The organism is Neisseria sp. P0016.S008 (assembly GCF_051957775.1).
Taxonomy (GTDB): domain Bacteria; phylum Pseudomonadota; class Gammaproteobacteria; order Burkholderiales; family Neisseriaceae; genus Neisseria; species Neisseria flavescens_B.
The window spans coordinates 290739-306458 of sequence record NZ_JBQCWB010000004.1; the positions used below are offsets into that span (position 1 = coordinate 290739).

Annotated in this window: 17 protein-coding genes; 15 read left to right on the plus strand and 2 right to left on the minus strand. The window is 48.5% G+C overall.

The genetic code is table 11. The features are described from left to right. From dapB to gyrB, 3 genes are all read left to right on the plus strand, one after another. Nucleotides 1-810, plus strand: a complete 810-nt coding sequence (gene dapB / locus ACTHS8_RS07445; protein ID WP_440373375.1) for a 4-hydroxy-tetrahydrodipicolinate reductase — start codon at nucleotides 1-3, stop codon at nucleotides 808-810. A gap of 89 nt (nucleotides 811-899) precedes the next feature. Further along, nucleotides 900-1787, plus strand: a complete 888-nt coding sequence (gene prmA / locus ACTHS8_RS07450) for a 50S ribosomal protein L11 methyltransferase (RefSeq protein WP_003684134.1) — start codon at nucleotides 900-902, stop codon at nucleotides 1785-1787. 194 nt (nucleotides 1788-1981) lie between these two features. Beyond that, nucleotides 1982-4372 carry a DNA topoisomerase (ATP-hydrolyzing) subunit B gene (gyrB, locus tag ACTHS8_RS07455; RefSeq protein ID WP_440373376.1) on the plus strand — a complete coding sequence of 797 codons (2391 nt, stop codon included), beginning with the start codon at nucleotides 1982-1984 and terminating at the stop codon, nucleotides 4370-4372. Nucleotides 4373-4551: 179 nt separating this feature from the next. On the opposite strand, the gene queA is transcribed toward gyrB, so the two are convergent. Next, on the minus strand, nucleotides 4552-5580 hold the full coding sequence (gene queA / locus ACTHS8_RS07460; RefSeq protein ID WP_063068307.1) for a tRNA preQ1(34) S-adenosylmethionine ribosyltransferase-isomerase QueA: 1029 nt from the start codon (nucleotides 5578-5580) through the stop codon (nucleotides 4552-4554). Between the two features lie 355 nt (nucleotides 5581-5935). Between queA and accB the strand changes: the two genes are divergently transcribed. The 11 genes from accB (at nucleotide 5936) to ACTHS8_RS07515 (ending at nucleotide 13989) form a co-directional block, all read left to right on the plus strand. Next, nucleotides 5936-6394: an acetyl-CoA carboxylase biotin carboxyl carrier protein gene (gene accB / locus ACTHS8_RS07465; RefSeq protein ID WP_107769101.1), complete on the plus strand. Its 459-nt coding sequence runs from the start codon at nucleotides 5936-5938 to the stop codon at nucleotides 6392-6394. A gap of 71 nt (nucleotides 6395-6465) precedes the next feature. Further along, nucleotides 6466-6657, plus strand: a complete 192-nt coding sequence (locus ACTHS8_RS07470) for a YqaE/Pmp3 family membrane protein (RefSeq protein ID WP_003684175.1) — start codon at nucleotides 6466-6468, stop codon at nucleotides 6655-6657. Between the two features lie 29 nt (nucleotides 6658-6686). Further along, nucleotides 6687-8048, plus strand: a complete 1362-nt coding sequence (gene accC, locus ACTHS8_RS07475) for an acetyl-CoA carboxylase biotin carboxylase subunit (RefSeq protein WP_049347846.1) — start codon at nucleotides 6687-6689, stop codon at nucleotides 8046-8048. A gap of 141 nt (nucleotides 8049-8189) precedes the next feature. Continuing rightward, nucleotides 8190-9533, plus strand: a complete 1344-nt coding sequence (locus ACTHS8_RS07480; protein WP_440373377.1) for a replication initiation factor domain-containing protein — start codon at nucleotides 8190-8192, stop codon at nucleotides 9531-9533. A 45-nt stretch (nucleotides 9534-9578) separates the two neighbouring features. After that, nucleotides 9579-9869, plus strand: coding sequence for a hypothetical protein (locus ACTHS8_RS07485; protein WP_016686631.1), 291 nt, complete (start codon nucleotides 9579-9581; stop codon nucleotides 9867-9869). A 4-nt stretch (nucleotides 9870-9873) separates the two neighbouring features. Next, the gene (locus tag ACTHS8_RS07490; RefSeq protein ID WP_440373378.1) at nucleotides 9874-10071 is read left to right on the plus strand and encodes a hypothetical protein; all 198 of its coding nucleotides are present in this window, start codon (nucleotides 9874-9876) and stop codon (nucleotides 10069-10071) included. 72 nt (nucleotides 10072-10143) lie between these two features. Next, nucleotides 10144-10374, plus strand: coding sequence for a major capsid protein (locus ACTHS8_RS07495; protein WP_440373379.1), 231 nt, complete (start codon nucleotides 10144-10146; stop codon nucleotides 10372-10374). An 8-nt stretch (nucleotides 10375-10382) separates the two neighbouring features. Beyond that, nucleotides 10383-10685 carry a hypothetical protein gene (locus tag ACTHS8_RS07500; RefSeq protein ID WP_314593106.1) on the plus strand — a complete coding sequence of 101 codons (303 nt, stop codon included), beginning with the start codon at nucleotides 10383-10385 and terminating at the stop codon, nucleotides 10683-10685. Nucleotides 10686-10700: 15 nt separating this feature from the next. After that, entirely contained in the window at nucleotides 10701-12518 is a 1818-nt protein-coding gene (locus tag ACTHS8_RS07505) for an IgG-binding virulence factor TspB family protein (RefSeq protein ID WP_440373380.1), read from the plus strand. A 1-nt stretch (nucleotide 12519) separates the two neighbouring features. Continuing rightward, nucleotides 12520-12798: a DUF2523 domain-containing protein gene (locus ACTHS8_RS07510; protein WP_049336921.1), complete on the plus strand. Its 279-nt coding sequence runs from the start codon at nucleotides 12520-12522 to the stop codon at nucleotides 12796-12798. A 27-nt stretch (nucleotides 12799-12825) separates the two neighbouring features. Beyond that, on the plus strand, nucleotides 12826-13989 hold the full coding sequence (locus ACTHS8_RS07515; RefSeq protein WP_440373381.1) for a zonular occludens toxin family protein: 1164 nt from the start codon (nucleotides 12826-12828) through the stop codon (nucleotides 13987-13989). Between the two features lie 275 nt (nucleotides 13990-14264). On the opposite strand, the gene ACTHS8_RS07520 is transcribed toward ACTHS8_RS07515, so the two are convergent. Next, entirely contained in the window at nucleotides 14265-14411 is a 147-nt protein-coding gene (locus ACTHS8_RS07520; RefSeq protein ID WP_440373382.1) for a hypothetical protein, read from the minus strand. Nucleotides 14412-14527: 116 nt separating this feature from the next. On the opposite strand from ACTHS8_RS07520, the gene ACTHS8_RS07525 reads away from it, so the two are divergent. Beyond that, nucleotides 14528-15478 carry an IS110 family transposase gene (locus ACTHS8_RS07525; protein WP_440373383.1) on the plus strand — a complete coding sequence of 317 codons (951 nt, stop codon included), beginning with the start codon at nucleotides 14528-14530 and terminating at the stop codon, nucleotides 15476-15478. The last annotated feature ends 242 nt before the right edge of the window (nucleotides 15479-15720 follow it).

Here is a 15720-nt window from a genome sequence, read left to right on the forward strand (position 1 = left end):
ATGAGTGCATTGAAAATCGCCATTGCCGGCGTCAACGGCCGCATGGGTCGCGTTTTGGTTGAAGCGGTCAACAACCATCCCGATGCCGTCCTCTCCGGCGCACTCGAGCATTCCGGTTCGGAAGTATTGGGTTTGGATGCAGGCTTCGCCTCCGGCCTCAAAACCGGCGTCGCCATTTCAGACGACGTGGATGCCGTACTGGCTCAAAGCGATGTCCTCATCGACTTTACCCGTCCCGAGCCAACCCTGAAACACCTGCAAAAATGCGTGGAAAACGGCGTCAACATCATCATCGGCACCACCGGTTTTGACGACGCAGGCAAAGCCGCCATCCAAGCCGCAGGCGAGAAAACAGGCGTTGTCTTTGCCGCCAACTTCAGCGTCGGCGTCAACCTGACCTTCCATATCCTCGACACCGTTGCCCGCGTGTTAAACGAAGGCTACGACATCGAAATCATCGAAGGCCACCACCGCCACAAAGTCGATGCACCAAGCGGTACCGCATTACGCATGGGTGAAGTCATTGCCGACGCTCTCGGCCGCGACCTCAAAGAATGCGCCGTTTATGGCCGCGAAGGCCATACCGGCCCGCGCGATCCGTCCACCATCGGTTTTGCCACCGTCCGAGCAGGCGACATCGTCGGCGACCACACCGCCCTCTTCGCCACTGACGGCGAGCGCGTGGAAATCACCCACAAGGCCAGCAGCCGCATGACTTTTGCCGCCGGTGCCGTACGCGCCGCAGTTTGGGCAAACGGCAAAAAAGGCCTGTACGATATGCAAGATGTACTGGGTTTGAAAAAGCGATAAACCCGCATCATCAGGTTTCATACCTTACAAGGCCGTCTGAAAGCACAACGTCGATTTTCAGACGGCCTTATTAAAAAGAAAGCCCCACCATGTCCTATCAACAAATTACCATCAACGTCAACGATGCCGTCGCCGAACGCCTTGCCGACGCGCTGATGGAACACGGCGCATTGTCCGCCGCCATTGAAGATGCCTACGCCGGCACAGAAAACGAGCAGGCCATTTTCGGCGAACCGGGCATGCCGACCGAGCAAATCTGGCAACAAAGCAAAGTCATCGCCCTTTTCGGCGAAAGCGACGACGCCGCTTCCATTATCGAAGCCGCCGCGCAGGAATGCGGTTTGAACGATTTGAAATACACCGGCGAAATCCTTGAAGATCAAGACTGGGTGCGCCTGACCCAAGCGCAATTCGACCCGATTCAAATTTCCGACCGCCTGTGGATTACCCCGTCTTGGCACGAAGCACCCAACGGCAACGCCGTCAACCTGCAACTCGACCCGGGCCTTGCCTTCGGCACCGGCAGCCATCCGACCACAAGACTCTGCCTCAAATGGCTCGATACACAGCTTAAAGGCGGTGAAAGCGTATTGGACTACGGCTGCGGCTCAGGCATTTTGGCCATTGCCGCCCTCAAACTCGGCGCAGGCTCCGCCATCGGTGTGGATATTGACGAACAAGCCATCCGCGCCAGCAAAGACAATGCCGCGCAAAACAACGTCGACGCTCAGTTCTACCTGCCTGACGGCCTGCCGCAAGGTCAATTTGATGTCGTTGTCGCCAACATTCTGGCCAACCCGTTGCGTATGCTCGGCGAAATGCTTGCCGCGCGTACCAAACAAGGCGGCCGCATTGTTTTATCCGGCCTTTTGGACGAACAAGTCGAAGAACTCAGCGGCATTTACAGCCAATGGTTCGACATCGAGCCTGCCGAAATCGAAGAAGGCTGGGCGCGATTGAGCGGCGTCAAACGCTAAACCTGTTTTCCGATACAAAGGCCGTCTGAAATTTAATCTTTCAGACGGCCTTTTTGCACTTAAAACGCAGAATATTCCAGCAAAATCAGGTATAATTGCCTATTATTTTGACCTTTCGGAACACATCCGCCGCGCCCGTTTGACATTTCATTGCGCGCACGGAAAAATTCCTTGAAATTCAGCAAGAAAAGACCATGACTGACCAAAAACACGAAGAATACGGCGCCGACAGCATACAAGTGCTGGAAGGCTTGGAAGCGGTACGCAAACGCCCCGGTATGTATATCGGCGACACGCAGGACGGCAGCGGCCTGCACCACATGGTGTTCGAGGTGCTCGACAACGCCATTGACGAAGCGCTCGCCGGACATTGCGACAAAATCACCGTAACCATCCATGCCGACAATTCCGTCAGCGTGGCCGACAACGGCCGCGGTATGCCGACCGGCATCCACCCGAAAGAAGGCCGCTCCGCCGCCGAAGTCATCATGACCGTATTGCACGCAGGCGGCAAATTCGACAACAACAGCTACAAAATTTCCGGCGGCCTGCACGGCGTGGGCGTATCCGTCGTCAACGCACTGTCCGACTGGGTAACGCTGACCATCTACCGCGACGGCAAAGAACACTTCGTCCGCTTCGTACGCGGCGAAGCCGAAGAGCCGTTGAAGGTTGTCGGCGATTCCGACAAAAAAGGTACAACCGTACGCTTCCTCGCCAGCAGCGAAACCTTCGGCAATGTCGAATACAGCTTCGACACCCTTGCCAAACGTATCCGCGAACTTTCCTTCCTCAATAACGGCGTAGACATTGAACTGATCGACGAACGCGACGGCAGACACGAAAGCTTCGCCCTCTCCGGCGGCGTGGCCGGCTTCGTGCAATACATGAACCGCAAAAAAACGCCGTTGCACGAAAAAATCTTCTACGCGTTCGGCGAAAAAGACGGCATGAGCGTCGAATGCGCGATGCAATGGAACGACAGCTACCAAGAAAGCGTACAATGTTTCACTAACAACATCCCTCAGCGCGACGGCGGTACGCACTTGACTGCACTGCGCCAAGTGATGACCCGCACCATCAACAACTATATCGAAGCCAACGAAGTAGCCAAAAAAGCCAAAGTGGAAACCGCCGGCGACGATATGCGTGAAGGCCTGACCTGCGTTTTGTCCGTCAAACTGCCCGATCCAAAATTCTCATCGCAAACCAAAGACAAACTGGTTTCCAGCGAAATCGGCCCCGTCGTCAACGAAGTCATCAACCAAGCCCTGACCGACTTCCTTGAAGAAAATCCGGCCGAAGCCAAAATCATCACCAGCAAAATCGTCGATGCCGCGCGCGCGCGCGAAGCAGCCCGCAAAGCACGCGAAATTACCCGCCGCAAAGGCGTGATGGACGGTTTGGGCCTGCCGGGCAAACTCGCCGACTGCCAAGAAAAAGACCCTGCCCTGTCCGAACTCTACCTCGTCGAGGGCGACTCCGCAGGCGGTTCCGCCATGCAAGGCCGCGACCGCAAATTCCAAGCGATTTTGCCGCTCAAAGGTAAAATTTTAAACGTCGAGAAAGCACGTTTTGAAAAAATGCTGGCCAGCCAAGAAGTTGCCACGCTGATTACCGCTTTGGGCGCGGGCATCGGCAAAGAAGAATTCAATGCCGAAAAACTGCGCTACCACCGCATCATCATCATGACTGATGCTGACGTGGACGGCGCGCACATCCGCACCCTGCTCCTGACCTTCTTCTACCGTCAAATGCCCGAGCTGGTCGAACGCGGCTACATCTACATCGCCCAGCCGCCTTTGTACAAAGCCAAATACGGCAAACAAGAGCGCTATCTCAAAGACGAACTGGAAAAAGACCAATGGCTGCTCGGTTTGGCCTTGGAAAAAGCCAAAATCGTTTCAGACGGCCGCACCATCGAAGGAGAAGAGCTTGCCAGTACCGCCAAACAATTCCTGTTGGCCAAAACCGTCATCGAGCAAGAAAGCCGTATCATTGACGAACTCGTCCTGCATGCCATGCTGCACGCTTCGCCGGTCGACCTCAGCACGGCAGAAAGCGCAGACCGCGCCGTTGCCGAATTGAGCGGCCTCTTGGACAAAAAAGAAGTCGCGCTCGAACGTATCGAAGGCCACGAAGGACACCAGTTCATCAAAATCACTCGCAAGCTGCACGGCAATGTGATGGTGAGCTACCTCGAGCCTAAGTTCCTCAACAGCAAAGCCTACCAAACCCTTACCCAAACCGCCGCCGCACTCAAAGGCATGGTCGGCAAAGGGTCGAAGCTCTACAAAGGCGACAACGAATACGACATCGACAGCTTTGAAGGCGCTTTGGACATCTTGATGAGCGTTGCCCAAAAAGGCATGTCCATCCAACGATACAAAGGCTTGGGCGAGATGAATCCGGAACAACTTTGGGAAACCACGATGGATCCTACCGTCCGCCGCCTCCTGAAAGTCCGCATCGAAGACGCCATCGCCGCCGACGAAGTGTTCGTAACCCTGATGGGCGACGAAGTCGAACCGCGCCGCGCCTTCATCGAAAACAACGCCCTGCTGGCGCAAAACATCGACGCCTAAGCATGGAAAGATAAAAGGCCGTCTGAAAATGATTTTTCAGACGGCCTTTTTGTTTTTGTACTTTGTTTCTTACAACTCAAATTCCAACAACTTCGCGTGTTTTAATAGAGCGTTCCAACTGATTCGGATTCGGGACAATCCCAAATAACCTGTTTAAAACGCTCCAATCCGCTTCAAATTTATTCCACTTTCCCCAAAATCATCGCATCGCCATAGCTGAAAAAGCGGTATTCCTGTTCCACCGCATGACGGTAAACGCTGCGGATATGCTCCATCCCCGAAAACGCGCTGACGAGCATCAGCAAGGTTGATTTGGGCAGGTGGAAGTTGGTAATCAAGCGGTCGGCAACATTGAAGCGGTAACCCGGCGTAATGAAAATATCGGTATCGCCGCGACCGGCTTTCAGACGGCCTGTTTCGCGTGCGGCGGATTCCAAGGCGCGCATGGAGGTTGTGCCCACTGCCCACACCTTATTGCCGCGCGCTTTGGCGGCTTCAACGGCGGCAACGGTCTCGGCCGGTACGTCAAACCACTCGCTGTGCATTTTGTGTTCTTCAATTTTATCGACGCGCACGGGTTGGAATGTCCCTGCACCGACGTGCAGGGTGACTTCCGCGGTTTCTACGCCTTTGGCTTTCAGACGGCCCAACAACTCATCGGTAAAGTGCAAACCCGCCGTCGGCGCGGCCACTGCGCCTTGATATTTGGCGTACACGGTCTGATAGCGGCTGTCGTCTTCATCATCGGCCGCGCGTTCGATATAAGGGGGCAAGGGCAGATGGCCGTTTTGCTCCAAAAGTTCGTAAACGGTTTGCTCGCCTTCAAATTTCAGGCAAAACAATTCTTCCGCACGCTCCATCATGACGGCGCGGATATCGCCTTCAAAAATCAATTCTGTACCCGGTTTCGGCGATTTGGACGAACGGATATGCGCCAATGCGGTATGCGCGTCCAATACCCGTTCAATCAGGGCTTCGATTTTGCCACCGCTGGCTTTTTGGCCGAACAGGCGTGCCTTCATCACTTTGGTATTGTTAAACACCAGCACATCGCCCGGTGCGACATAATCGGGTAAATCGCCGAAATATTGGTCTTCAATCGGCAATGTCGGCAAGGCAACCAAAAGCCTGCTGCTGCCGCGCACTTCCGGAGGATGCTGGGCAATCAGTTTTTCGGGCAATTCAAAATCAAAATCGGAAATATCCATTGTCGTACATACTTAAAAAAAACAGGCGCCATTATACGCGCAAAGTTGGTTTTCAGACGGCATGTTTTGTCGAAAAACCAATAAATTAGAATAAACGCTCTTAGGAAAATCACCTTTTAACAAAAATCAGCGTTCCTTCCTTTTTTCGCCGAAAAACGCCTTTTTTCTATCTTTTACTGGACATTTACCGACAAGTTCGGGAAAATAACCAGATTCATTTCTCAGGCTCAGCCCTGTTCCGACATTATTTAAACGCCGGATGGCAAACCTGCCTTCCGACGCCTCAGGAAATCATCTAAAACCACAGCGGCGCATACCCAATATGCACTTTATGCCGCGCTAAAAAGGAAAAGCAATGGATTTGCGTAAATTAAAAAAACTGATTGATTTGGTCGAAGAATCAGGCATTGCAGAAATTGAAGTTACCGAAGGCGAAGAAAAAGTCCGCATTACGCGTACCACTGCCGCCGCAGCTCCTGTTTATGCTGCTCCGGCACCTGCCGCAGCCGCTCCGGTTGCCGCCCCTGCCGCTGCTCCGACGGCAGCCGCTCCAGCCGCCGCCCCTGCCGCTCGCGATTTGTCCAACGCACAAAAATCGCCTATGGTCGGTACGTTCTACCGCGCTCCCGGCCCGAACGCCGCCGCTTTTGTCGAAGTCGGCCAACAGGTTAAAGTCGGCGATACTTTGTGCATCATCGAAGCCATGAAGCTGATGAACGAAATCGAAGCCGAGAAATCCGGTGTCGTTAAAGAAATTCTGGTTGAAAACGGTACTCCGGTCGAATACGGCGAGCCGCTCTTCATCATTGAATAATCCGTTTTTTCAGACGGCCTTTATCTTTAAGGCCGTCTGAAATTCCTTTTTCTGTTCATTAAGGACAAACCATGCGTCTGATTTTGGCTATTTTCTTGCCTTGGTTGCAGTTTTTCACCATCGGCCGTCCGATTGCAGGCATCATCTGTCTGATTCTGCAATGTACGCTGGTTGGCTGGATACCGGCAGCCATGTGGTCGGTTTACGCCTTGAGCCAATACAAAACCGACCAAAAAATCCGCAACGCATTAGGCGGCCGCTGAGGCCGTCTGAACCATCCGGAAAGATTATCATGCTGAAAAAAGTATTGATCGCCAACCGGGGCGAAATCGCCCTGCGCGTCCTGCGTGCCTGCCGTGAAATGGGCATCGCCACCGTCGCCGTCCATTCCGAAGCCGACAAAGACAGCCTGCACGTCAAACTCGCCGACGAATCCGTGTGCATCGGCCCTGCCGCATCCGCACAAAGCTACCTCAACATCCCGGCCATCATCGCCGCCGCAGAAGTAACCGAAGCCGATGGCATCCATCCGGGCTACGGCTTCCTCGCCGAAAACGCCAATTTTGCCGAACAGGTCGAACAATCCGGCTTTGTTTTCATCGGCCCTAAAGCCGATACCATCCGCCTGATGGGCGACAAAGTATCCGCCAAACACGCCATGATCGAAGCCGGCGTGCCGTGCGTTCCCGGCTCTGACGGCGCATTGCCGGACGATGGCGAAGAAATCCTCAAAATCGCCGATAAAGTCGGTTATCCCGTCATTATCAAAGCCTCCGGTGGCGGTGGCGGTCGCGGTATGCGCGTCGTCGAGAAAAAAGAAGACCTCCTCCAGTCTGTCGAAATGACCAAAGCTGAAGCAGGCGCGGCATTCGGCAACCCGATGGTTTACATGGAACGCTATCTGCAGCGTCCACGCCACGTCGAAATCCAAGTGATTGCCGACGAACACGGCAACGCCATCTACCTCGCCGAGCGCGACTGCTCCATGCAGCGCCGCCACCAAAAAGTCATTGAGGAAGCACCGGCCCCGTTCATCACTGAAGAAGAACGTGCCAAAATCGGCAAAGCCTGTGCCGACGCTTGCAAACGCATCGGTTATCGCGGCGCAGGTACGTTTGAATTCCTGTACGAAGACGGCGAATTCTTCTTTATCGAGATGAACACACGCGTTCAGGTTGAGCATCCGGTTACCGAGCTCATCACCGGCGTGGACATCGTCCAAGAGCAATTGCGCATCGCATCCGGCCTGCCTTTGCAATACAAACAGGAAGACATCCAAGTTGAAGGCCACGCGTTTGAGTGCCGTATCAACGCCGAAGACCCGTATAACTTCATTCCAAGCCCGGGCCTGATTGAAAGCTGCCACCTGCCCGGCGGCTTCGGCGTCCGCGTCGACAGCCATATTTACCAAGGCTACCGCATCCCTCCTTACTACGACAGCCTGATCGGCAAAGTCTGTGTCGTCGGTAAAGACCGCGACCAAGCCATGGCCAAAATGCGCGTTGCTCTCGATGAGCTGGCGATTACCGGCATCAAAACCAATACGCCGCTGCACCGTGACTTGTTCAGCGATCCGGGTTTCCAAAAAGGTGGTGTCAGCATCCACTACTTGGAACACTGGCTGGAAGAACGCAAAGCCAAACAGGCTAAATAATCCCTTGTTTTGACTAAAAATCAGGCCGTCTGAAACGCAAAATAAAGTTTCAGACGGCCTTATATATTGCCCTTTGTAAATAATACCTTTACAAACGTAAAAGTATTGTTTGCAAAGGGTTTTTTATTTAAGGGATACGCCATGAAGAAAGAGATTTTAGAGAGAGAAGCGGCAACGGACGGTTTGGCGGCCGCGACAGCGGACGGCGGAACGGACGGTGTCGCTTCTTATTCTCCCCCCTCATCTAACAGGGGGGGTACAGAATCCGAAGACGCCGGCACATTCCAAGAAGCCTTTGAATGTTACGAAACATATATCTTGGACGGTAAAGGCAACCTCTTAGGCGTTCCGCTACGTCGCGGTGTATCCGATTCAGCTTTCATCGACCAAATCAGTTTTTCATTCCACGAAAAAACCTTTTTCGATAAATACGGTGTCCGTGTAAGCCTTTTGGAAGACGAAGATTTCATCCGCGCTGCGTCCATGCTCGCCGAAGAAGTTTTCGGGTTCGGTATCTACAAAGAATCCAAAGGCTCGGGCGGTCGTTTCTATGAGCGTTGCTGGTTGATGGGTTCAGAAGACGCCCTGTACGGTCGTGTTCACTTCGGCGGTCAACAAAATACCATCCTTTTCGAACTCACAGGCACAGGTTGCGGCGTTGCAAAGGAAGGCTGGGAATCCCGACTTTTCGCATTCCTGACCAAAGCAATCCGCCCAAAAATTACCCGTGTTGACGTAGCCAAAGACTTTTTCAACGGTGAATACAGCCCGAACCAAGCCCGTGAAGACCGCAATAAAGGTCTGTTTACCTGCCATCACGTCAAACCCAAAGGCGAATGTTTGGGCTTTGACTGGGAAGAAGACGACGAAGCAAAAATGACCAAAGGCAAGACCTACGGTATCGGCTCACGTGAATCGTCCAAATACGTCCGCGTCTATGAAAAAGGCAAGCAGTTGGGCGATAAAACAAGCACATGGACGCGCTTCGAAATTGAATTCAAAGCAAAAGACATCGTTATCCCTTTCGAAGTTTTGCAGAATCCGGGCGAATATTTCGGCGGTGCATATCCTATTTGCGAACGCTTCGCCCAAAAGGCAACACGCATACACGCAATTAAAGAAGACAAAGTCATTTCAGCCGACCGTTATCTTGAATGGGTTAAAAAACAGTTCGGACGTGCGGCAAACGGTCTGAAATTCATTTTCCCCGAACTGGACAAAGCCAAACTGTTTGAACTGATTGAGCCAAATCATCAAAAGCTTCCTAAGTCTTTGGCTCCCGAAGCCTACGACTGCGCCTTTTTGAAAGCACAAGCCATTCATAATCAGCCAGCATTCAAACCGTATAAAGACCCTTACGACATGTACGAATATTACGAGCGTCTGGAAAAACAGCTTGAACAGCAAAAACACGTCACAAATGAAGAAAGCTATAACAACTTCATGTATGACAAATTCTCAAGACAACCTATTTCATGGGCTTAAAGCGTCTGCCTAAAAAGACGTTTAATCATACAAGGAAACCAAAAAATGAATATTCAACTTCAAGGCCACATCGTCGGCGTTAAAAAATTCAACGGACAAATCGAAGGCAAGAACTTCGACTATTGCCGCCTGATTGTCGCCACGCCCTTAGATAGCTCCCAAGGCAACGCATTGGGCAGCTCTACCACAGAATACGATTTTGGCGGCTCTGCCAATTTCGAGCAGTTCCGAAACGCCCAATTCCCTATCGAAGCAAACCTCAACGTAGAAATCGTTACTACAGGCAAAACCCAAAAACTGAAAGTCATCGGTTTTCAACCCGTTAAGAAAGGCTGATTGAATGCAGAAAGTCTATGTTGTCCAGTCCGTATCAACAGGGGACTTTCTGTACCTTTCCCCTGAAACGGGTGACATCGGACATACCAAATTAATCACCAATGCCGATTATTTTTACGACTTCGAAGAAGCGATTAACGCAGGTTTGGAAGAAATCGGCAATCAATATGAATTTGTCGTATTCGGATTTATGAAAGACTGATTTTCAGCGTTCGGCGGTCGCTGGAAAAAAACATCATTATTTCCGCCAAACACTTTTAAAAGGAAAAACATCATGAAATTGATGAACACTTGCCGTAAATACGGCGCAAAACTGGCCGTTGTTGCCGCTGCTCCTCTTGCACTTTCTGCACAAGCTATGGCAGATACAAACTTGCTCGATACCGCTTCTACAGAAATCGGCGCACTGAAAACAGGTATTGTCGCATTCGGTGTTGTTGTTGTAGGCATTGCGATTGCTATCGTGTCAATTGGTCTGGTTAAACGCGTGATCAATAAAGCATAAGGTTTGATATGGGATATCGAGTAGGCCAAATCTGTTATGGTACGCAGATAGAAGCTCAAAATCATGTGATGTCCCAAGTCATTCCGACAATCGATAAAGACGGGGTGTTAAATCACCCTGTTTTTATTGGTTCGGCATGGGAATATCACGGAAGTCAAGTAAAACTCAACTTTCCTCAGTGCAATAATCAAGATTTTTATGATCAGGGTAGAGAGTTGGGACAGTCTATGTTACTTGCTTTTATAGGTTTATTTATTGTCGTAGTTTGCTTAAAAGTCGTAAAACTGGCCAATATGCAAAATGACGAATAAAAGGGAAAAGGAAAAATGAATGATACCCGAAGTTTATTTTATTCTCGGCGTTTCGCCTTACGCAGTCGCCTGCTTGTGCTTGTATGTTTTGGCGCGCAAGTTTTAAGTCCGTTAACAGCGTTTGCAGAAGTCGGCCTTCCTCCGCCGGTACAACATCAAAACGCAGGTTTCCCAAGTGACCAGGCATTGCAACGTCGTGGCTACGATCCAAAAACAGGCGTTTGGAAAGTTGATGTACAAGACAACGGTAAACCGACAGTAACTAAAAATGGCGGAAATATTAATGGTAGCCAAGGCAAAACTGTAACGGTTACAGGCCGATATGGCGAAACTGGCACGATGAATACAAATGTTAATCAACGGGTGAATGTTGGTAAAGTTGAAACTGTATTGGGTGGGACATTGGCAGGTGCTACTGCTATGGGTGGGGCTATTGGTTCTGATTATGCAGCTTGGACATATAGAGATATAAAAAATGGCGATTGGGCTATGGCTGCACGTAATGGTGTTGGTGCAGTTCTGACAGGTTTATCTAAACTGGATATTACTGGGCTTGGATCAGGAATTAATACTTTTTTAGACAAAACAGGATTAAGAGATGGGGCATCACAAGAACAAATATCTAATGCGATTCAGAAAGCAGCCCAAGCTCAACGCCAAGCAGAAGCCGAAGGCAACTATCAAAAAGCAGTAGCTGAAGCAGCAGCTAAAAAAGCAGCAGAAGCAGCACAAAAAGCGCAACAACAAGGCCAACAGAAGAAAGAAGAACAAAAGAAAGACGAAGAAGCAAAAAAGAATGGAATGATTAAATATCAATTGATAGTAAATATAAATGGCAGTTATCAAAATTATGTTTTCTATTCTAAATTTGGAATTAATTTAAATGGTTCAAAAAGTAATTCTTTGGACGTCTTTTCTGATAATCTAGGCCGTTTTTCTTCTCATGTTGATATTGACATTCCTAATTCATCCCCATCAAGGATTACTGTTAGCACTCCATCAGATAAACGTGTCTATGTTTATTACAATACATATAAAGAAGGTACAGTTCCAGAATCAGAAAAAGAGAAGATTGCACAAAATCAAAGCCAAGTAAAACCTGAAGATTTCATGCTGACACAAAAAGAAATGTTAGACATTCTCAAGCGTATGCTTGAAAACAATCAGACAAACCATGCCGAGTTGATGAACCAACTGGCAAAAATGGGCGTTATGAATCAATCTGCCGAGCCAAGCACATTTAGCCCTGATACCGCACTTAGTGCGCCATATACCCCTGAAGGTAGTAGCACCCCTCAACAAACAAGATTCAAAATGAATCAAGATGGCACTGTAGGCGTTGATTATGTGCCACGTCCGGACTTAAAGCCAAACAGTCCAGAAGCACCGAATAAGCCTGAAAAGACAACGCCGAGCAGACAGGAGAGTCCAGACACGCCAAACGCACCAAATAGCCCTAATTCTCCCAATACTCCAAATGAGCCAAATAGTCCGAACACGCCTAACAATCAACAAACGCCAAAACAGCAAGAAAATGGATTATGTTCGCTGTTTCCAAATATCGCAGCGTGTGCAGATATGGGCAACATAGAAGAAAAAGATCTAAACATTCCGCAAAACGATCAAGATATAGGTACTTTGAAACCGTTGGAACACTTTCAGACAGATGGCGTTTGTCCAAAGCCACAATCATTTGATTTTGGATTGTTCGGACGTTTTGAGATGGGTTATGACACAATTTGCGACATTGCCCGAAAAATCAGGCCAATTTTGATTCTAATATGCATGATAAGTTGTAGTTGGGCTGCATGGTCGGCAGTCAAGGAGTTGTAACATGTGGAGCAAATTGTTAACTGCCGTATTGACAACCGTAGCAGGAAAAATCATGGCCGCGTTTGGTTTGTCGTTTGTAACTTATGTAGGTGCAAACGAACTGCAACAGCAGTTATTAAGCTATGTAACAAATCAAATAGGCGGTATATCTGATGATGCCTTACAAATACTTTATATAACAGGCATGGGAGTGTGTCTTAATTGGATATTTGGCACTTTCGCATTTATTGCATCGCTTAAATCTTTTGCCAAACTCTCGGCAGTTATGTCAAAAAAATAAAACAGATAATTAAAAAGGAGATAAAAAATGTTGTATCTGATAACAGGCGTACCTGGTTCGGGCAAAACATTAAAGATGATCTCAGACTTGATGACAAGAGACGATTTAAAAAACCGTCCACTTTATCTTGATGGAATTCCCGAGGTTGACGGCCAAATCATCCCCAATCTGCCGATCCCTGAAGGCGAAACCATGCAGACATGGCACAAATGGGCACCTACTGGCGCGATTCTCGTGATAGATGAGTGTCAACGCGTATTTCGTCCACGCCCAAGCGGTTCAAAAGTCCCTGATTATGTCGCTGAACTTGAAACACACCGACATAAAGGCATAGACATTTTTTTATTGACACAACATCCACGGCTTATAGATGCCAATGTCAGAAGCCTGATAGGTCATCATTGCCATATCGGTAAAACCAGCCTAGGCGTTCGGCGCATGGTCGAATGGGAAAGATGCGCCAACCCCGAAGCAAACGGCGATATAGCAAACGGCGTTAAAAGTGTTTATAAACTCGATAAAAAAGCATTTGGAGTTTACAAATCGGCCGAAGAACACACAAAAATCAAAACCAAACGAAGCAAAGTGATATTTATTTTGCCTTTGGTTCTTATAGTAATTATATTCAGTATGTTTATTGCATATGGCAGTTATAAAGACATATCAAAACCGATAGAAGTCAAAAAAACAACCGAAACAGACAGCAACCAAACTGCACAAAACACACAAACGGCACAAACCCAAATTGAACAAAGCGGTCAATATCCACAACAAGAGCAGAAAACAACCGAAAAAGAGGAAGAAAAGCCCTATATCACACCACAAGACTATGAACCAAGAATAGCAGAGCGTCCCGAAACCGCCCCAATTTACGACAGCATGAACAAAGCCTTTAAAGCCATGCCGTGGCCGTCTGCCTGTATCAAATCCGAAAAAGGCTGTAACTGTTACACCGATCAAGGCACAAAAATAAAAGAGATCAGCAAAAAAACCTGTGTCCAATATGTAAATGACGGCCTGCCCTTTAACCCCTACAAGACAAAACAGCCCGAATCGGCGGCAACGGAAGCACCAAAGGCGCAGCACGAAACGCCTCAAGTCTTGACAATGGGTGGAAAGAGTCCGCAAAATTTGATGTATGACGGATACGAAGAAAAAGCCCTAAGTAACGAGGGCGGAAAGGTTAATTAGTGAATTCGGGTATAGCTTTTTTATTAGGGATTTGGGCTGCAACAACATATGAGCGTAAAGGCTGGCGAGGATTTTTTAAATATTTCGTTCTGCCGATGTTCATAATATCGTTAATAGGAGCAGCAGTAATTATTTATTATGGATATAACATAGCCAAATAGCCCACACAAACACAAGTCAGGGGGAGGACGTCCAGAAAGTTTTGTAAAGGCGCGTTTTTTGCCTTTATAAAACTTTTTGGATACCCCTTGACGCTAGCCCACCCAAAAACGCTATTAGCAAGGGTTGGGGCGGTTTTTTGCGCCAACCCCTGCCACATGGCGAATGTCGCCGAAGGCAAGCACACGATAAGCTTCAAGCCCTAAACGTGAAACCAGCATTTTCAGGGCTTGGCGTTTGACGAAACACCAAGTAAAGCCCACGACTTCGAAAGCACGGCCAAAGCCATAGCTTGTAAAAAAGATAGAAGCGTGGGCTTTCGTACATCTACAGTTTGGACACTATCTAGGGCGCAACCCGAATTTATAAGGTAAAACACATGTACTTAGGCATAGACGTATCAAAACTCACAATAGATTGCTGTCTCATTTCAGACGGCCAAAACCATGAAAAGAGATTCAGCAACAACCCGAAAGGATTCCAACTACTTACAGACTGGCTAAAATTTCATCAAATGACTTCAGAGCTGCATTGCTGCTGCGAAGCCACCGGAACATATTACGAACCGCTAGCCCATTATTTACATCAGCATTACACCGTTACGGTCGAGAATCCGCGAAGAATAAAAGGGTATGCCATAGCCGAACTTCAAAGAAGTAAAACCGACAAGCAAGATGCAAGACTAATCGCACAATATTGCCAAGACCGGAAACACAAATTGAAAGCATGGATACCGCCGTCACAAGAACAAAAACAGCTCCAAGAACTCGTCCGATATTTAGACCATCTCAAACAACAACGTGCGACCGAAACCACCAAACTGCACGAAGCACCCGACTACATCGCCCCGCATATCAAAACCACCATTGAAAATCTGAGCAGCCAAATCCGTGCTATCAAAAAGCAAATGCTCCAGTTCTACAAGTCTCATCCCGATTACAATACGCAACGCAAACGCCTAAAGACCATTACGGGCATAGGGGAACAAAGCGCAGCAGTATTGCTTTCCGCCTACAAAAGACACCCTTTCTCCAACCAAAAGCAGTTTACTGCCTATCTCGGTTTAGACCCACGCAAAAACCAATCTGGAAGCAGCGTAAACGGCAAAAGCCGAATATCGAAAATCGGCAATGCCGACATCAGAAAAAGCCTGTATATGCCCGCCGTAGTTGCTTATCGCTGTAACGTCTTTTCCAGTTTCGTAAACAGATTAAAAGCCAAAGGAAAGCCCATAAAACTCATACTGATAGCCATCATGCGCAAACTTGCCGTGATAGCTTTCAATTTATTACAAAACGGTCAAGATTTCGAGCCGGAAAGATATAAATGAAAAATCAAATCGGGCTTTCGCCGGCGATTTTTAATTTACTGAAAAATAAATAAAAAAATAAAACGAAAAACCATTTAATATCAAACAAAACACCCTGAACAAATCAGGGTGCGTATTGTTGTAATTTTAAGAAATGTAAATTTATTTGACTGTGAAATACACTATCTTATATATTGCCCTTTGTAAATAATACCTTTACAAACGTAAAAGTATTGTTTGCAAAGGGTTTTTTATTTAAGGGA

Excerpts from the sequence above, each read along its gene's own strand:
- dapB (WP_440373375.1), top strand. The coding sequence starts at position 1 with ATGAGTGCATTGAAAATCGCCATTGCCGGCGTCAACGGCCGCATGGGT.
- prmA (WP_003684134.1), top strand. The coding sequence starts at position 900 with ATGTCCTATCAACAAATTACCATCAACGTCAACGATGCCGTCGCCGAA.
- gyrB (WP_440373376.1), top strand. The coding sequence starts at position 1,982 with ATGACTGACCAAAAACACGAAGAATACGGCGCCGACAGCATACAAGTG.
- queA (WP_063068307.1), bottom strand. The coding sequence starts at position 5,580 with ATGGATATTTCCGATTTTGATTTTGAATTGCCCGAAAAACTGATTGCC.
- accB (WP_107769101.1), top strand. The coding sequence starts at position 5,936 with ATGGATTTGCGTAAATTAAAAAAACTGATTGATTTGGTCGAAGAATCA.
- ACTHS8_RS07470 (WP_003684175.1), top strand. The coding sequence starts at position 6,466 with ATGCGTCTGATTTTGGCTATTTTCTTGCCTTGGTTGCAGTTTTTCACC.
- accC (WP_049347846.1), top strand. The coding sequence starts at position 6,687 with ATGCTGAAAAAAGTATTGATCGCCAACCGGGGCGAAATCGCCCTGCGC.
- ACTHS8_RS07480 (WP_440373377.1), top strand. The coding sequence starts at position 8,190 with ATGAAGAAAGAGATTTTAGAGAGAGAAGCGGCAACGGACGGTTTGGCG.
- ACTHS8_RS07485 (WP_016686631.1), top strand. The coding sequence starts at position 9,579 with ATGAATATTCAACTTCAAGGCCACATCGTCGGCGTTAAAAAATTCAAC.
- ACTHS8_RS07490 (WP_440373378.1), top strand. The coding sequence starts at position 9,874 with ATGCAGAAAGTCTATGTTGTCCAGTCCGTATCAACAGGGGACTTTCTG.
- ACTHS8_RS07495 (WP_440373379.1), top strand. The coding sequence starts at position 10,144 with ATGAAATTGATGAACACTTGCCGTAAATACGGCGCAAAACTGGCCGTT.
- ACTHS8_RS07500 (WP_314593106.1), top strand. The coding sequence starts at position 10,383 with ATGGGATATCGAGTAGGCCAAATCTGTTATGGTACGCAGATAGAAGCT.
- ACTHS8_RS07505 (WP_440373380.1), top strand. The coding sequence starts at position 10,701 with ATGAATGATACCCGAAGTTTATTTTATTCTCGGCGTTTCGCCTTACGC.
- ACTHS8_RS07510 (WP_049336921.1), top strand. The coding sequence starts at position 12,520 with ATGTGGAGCAAATTGTTAACTGCCGTATTGACAACCGTAGCAGGAAAA.
- ACTHS8_RS07515 (WP_440373381.1), top strand. The coding sequence starts at position 12,826 with ATGTTGTATCTGATAACAGGCGTACCTGGTTCGGGCAAAACATTAAAG.
- ACTHS8_RS07525 (WP_440373383.1), top strand. The coding sequence starts at position 14,528 with ATGTACTTAGGCATAGACGTATCAAAACTCACAATAGATTGCTGTCTC.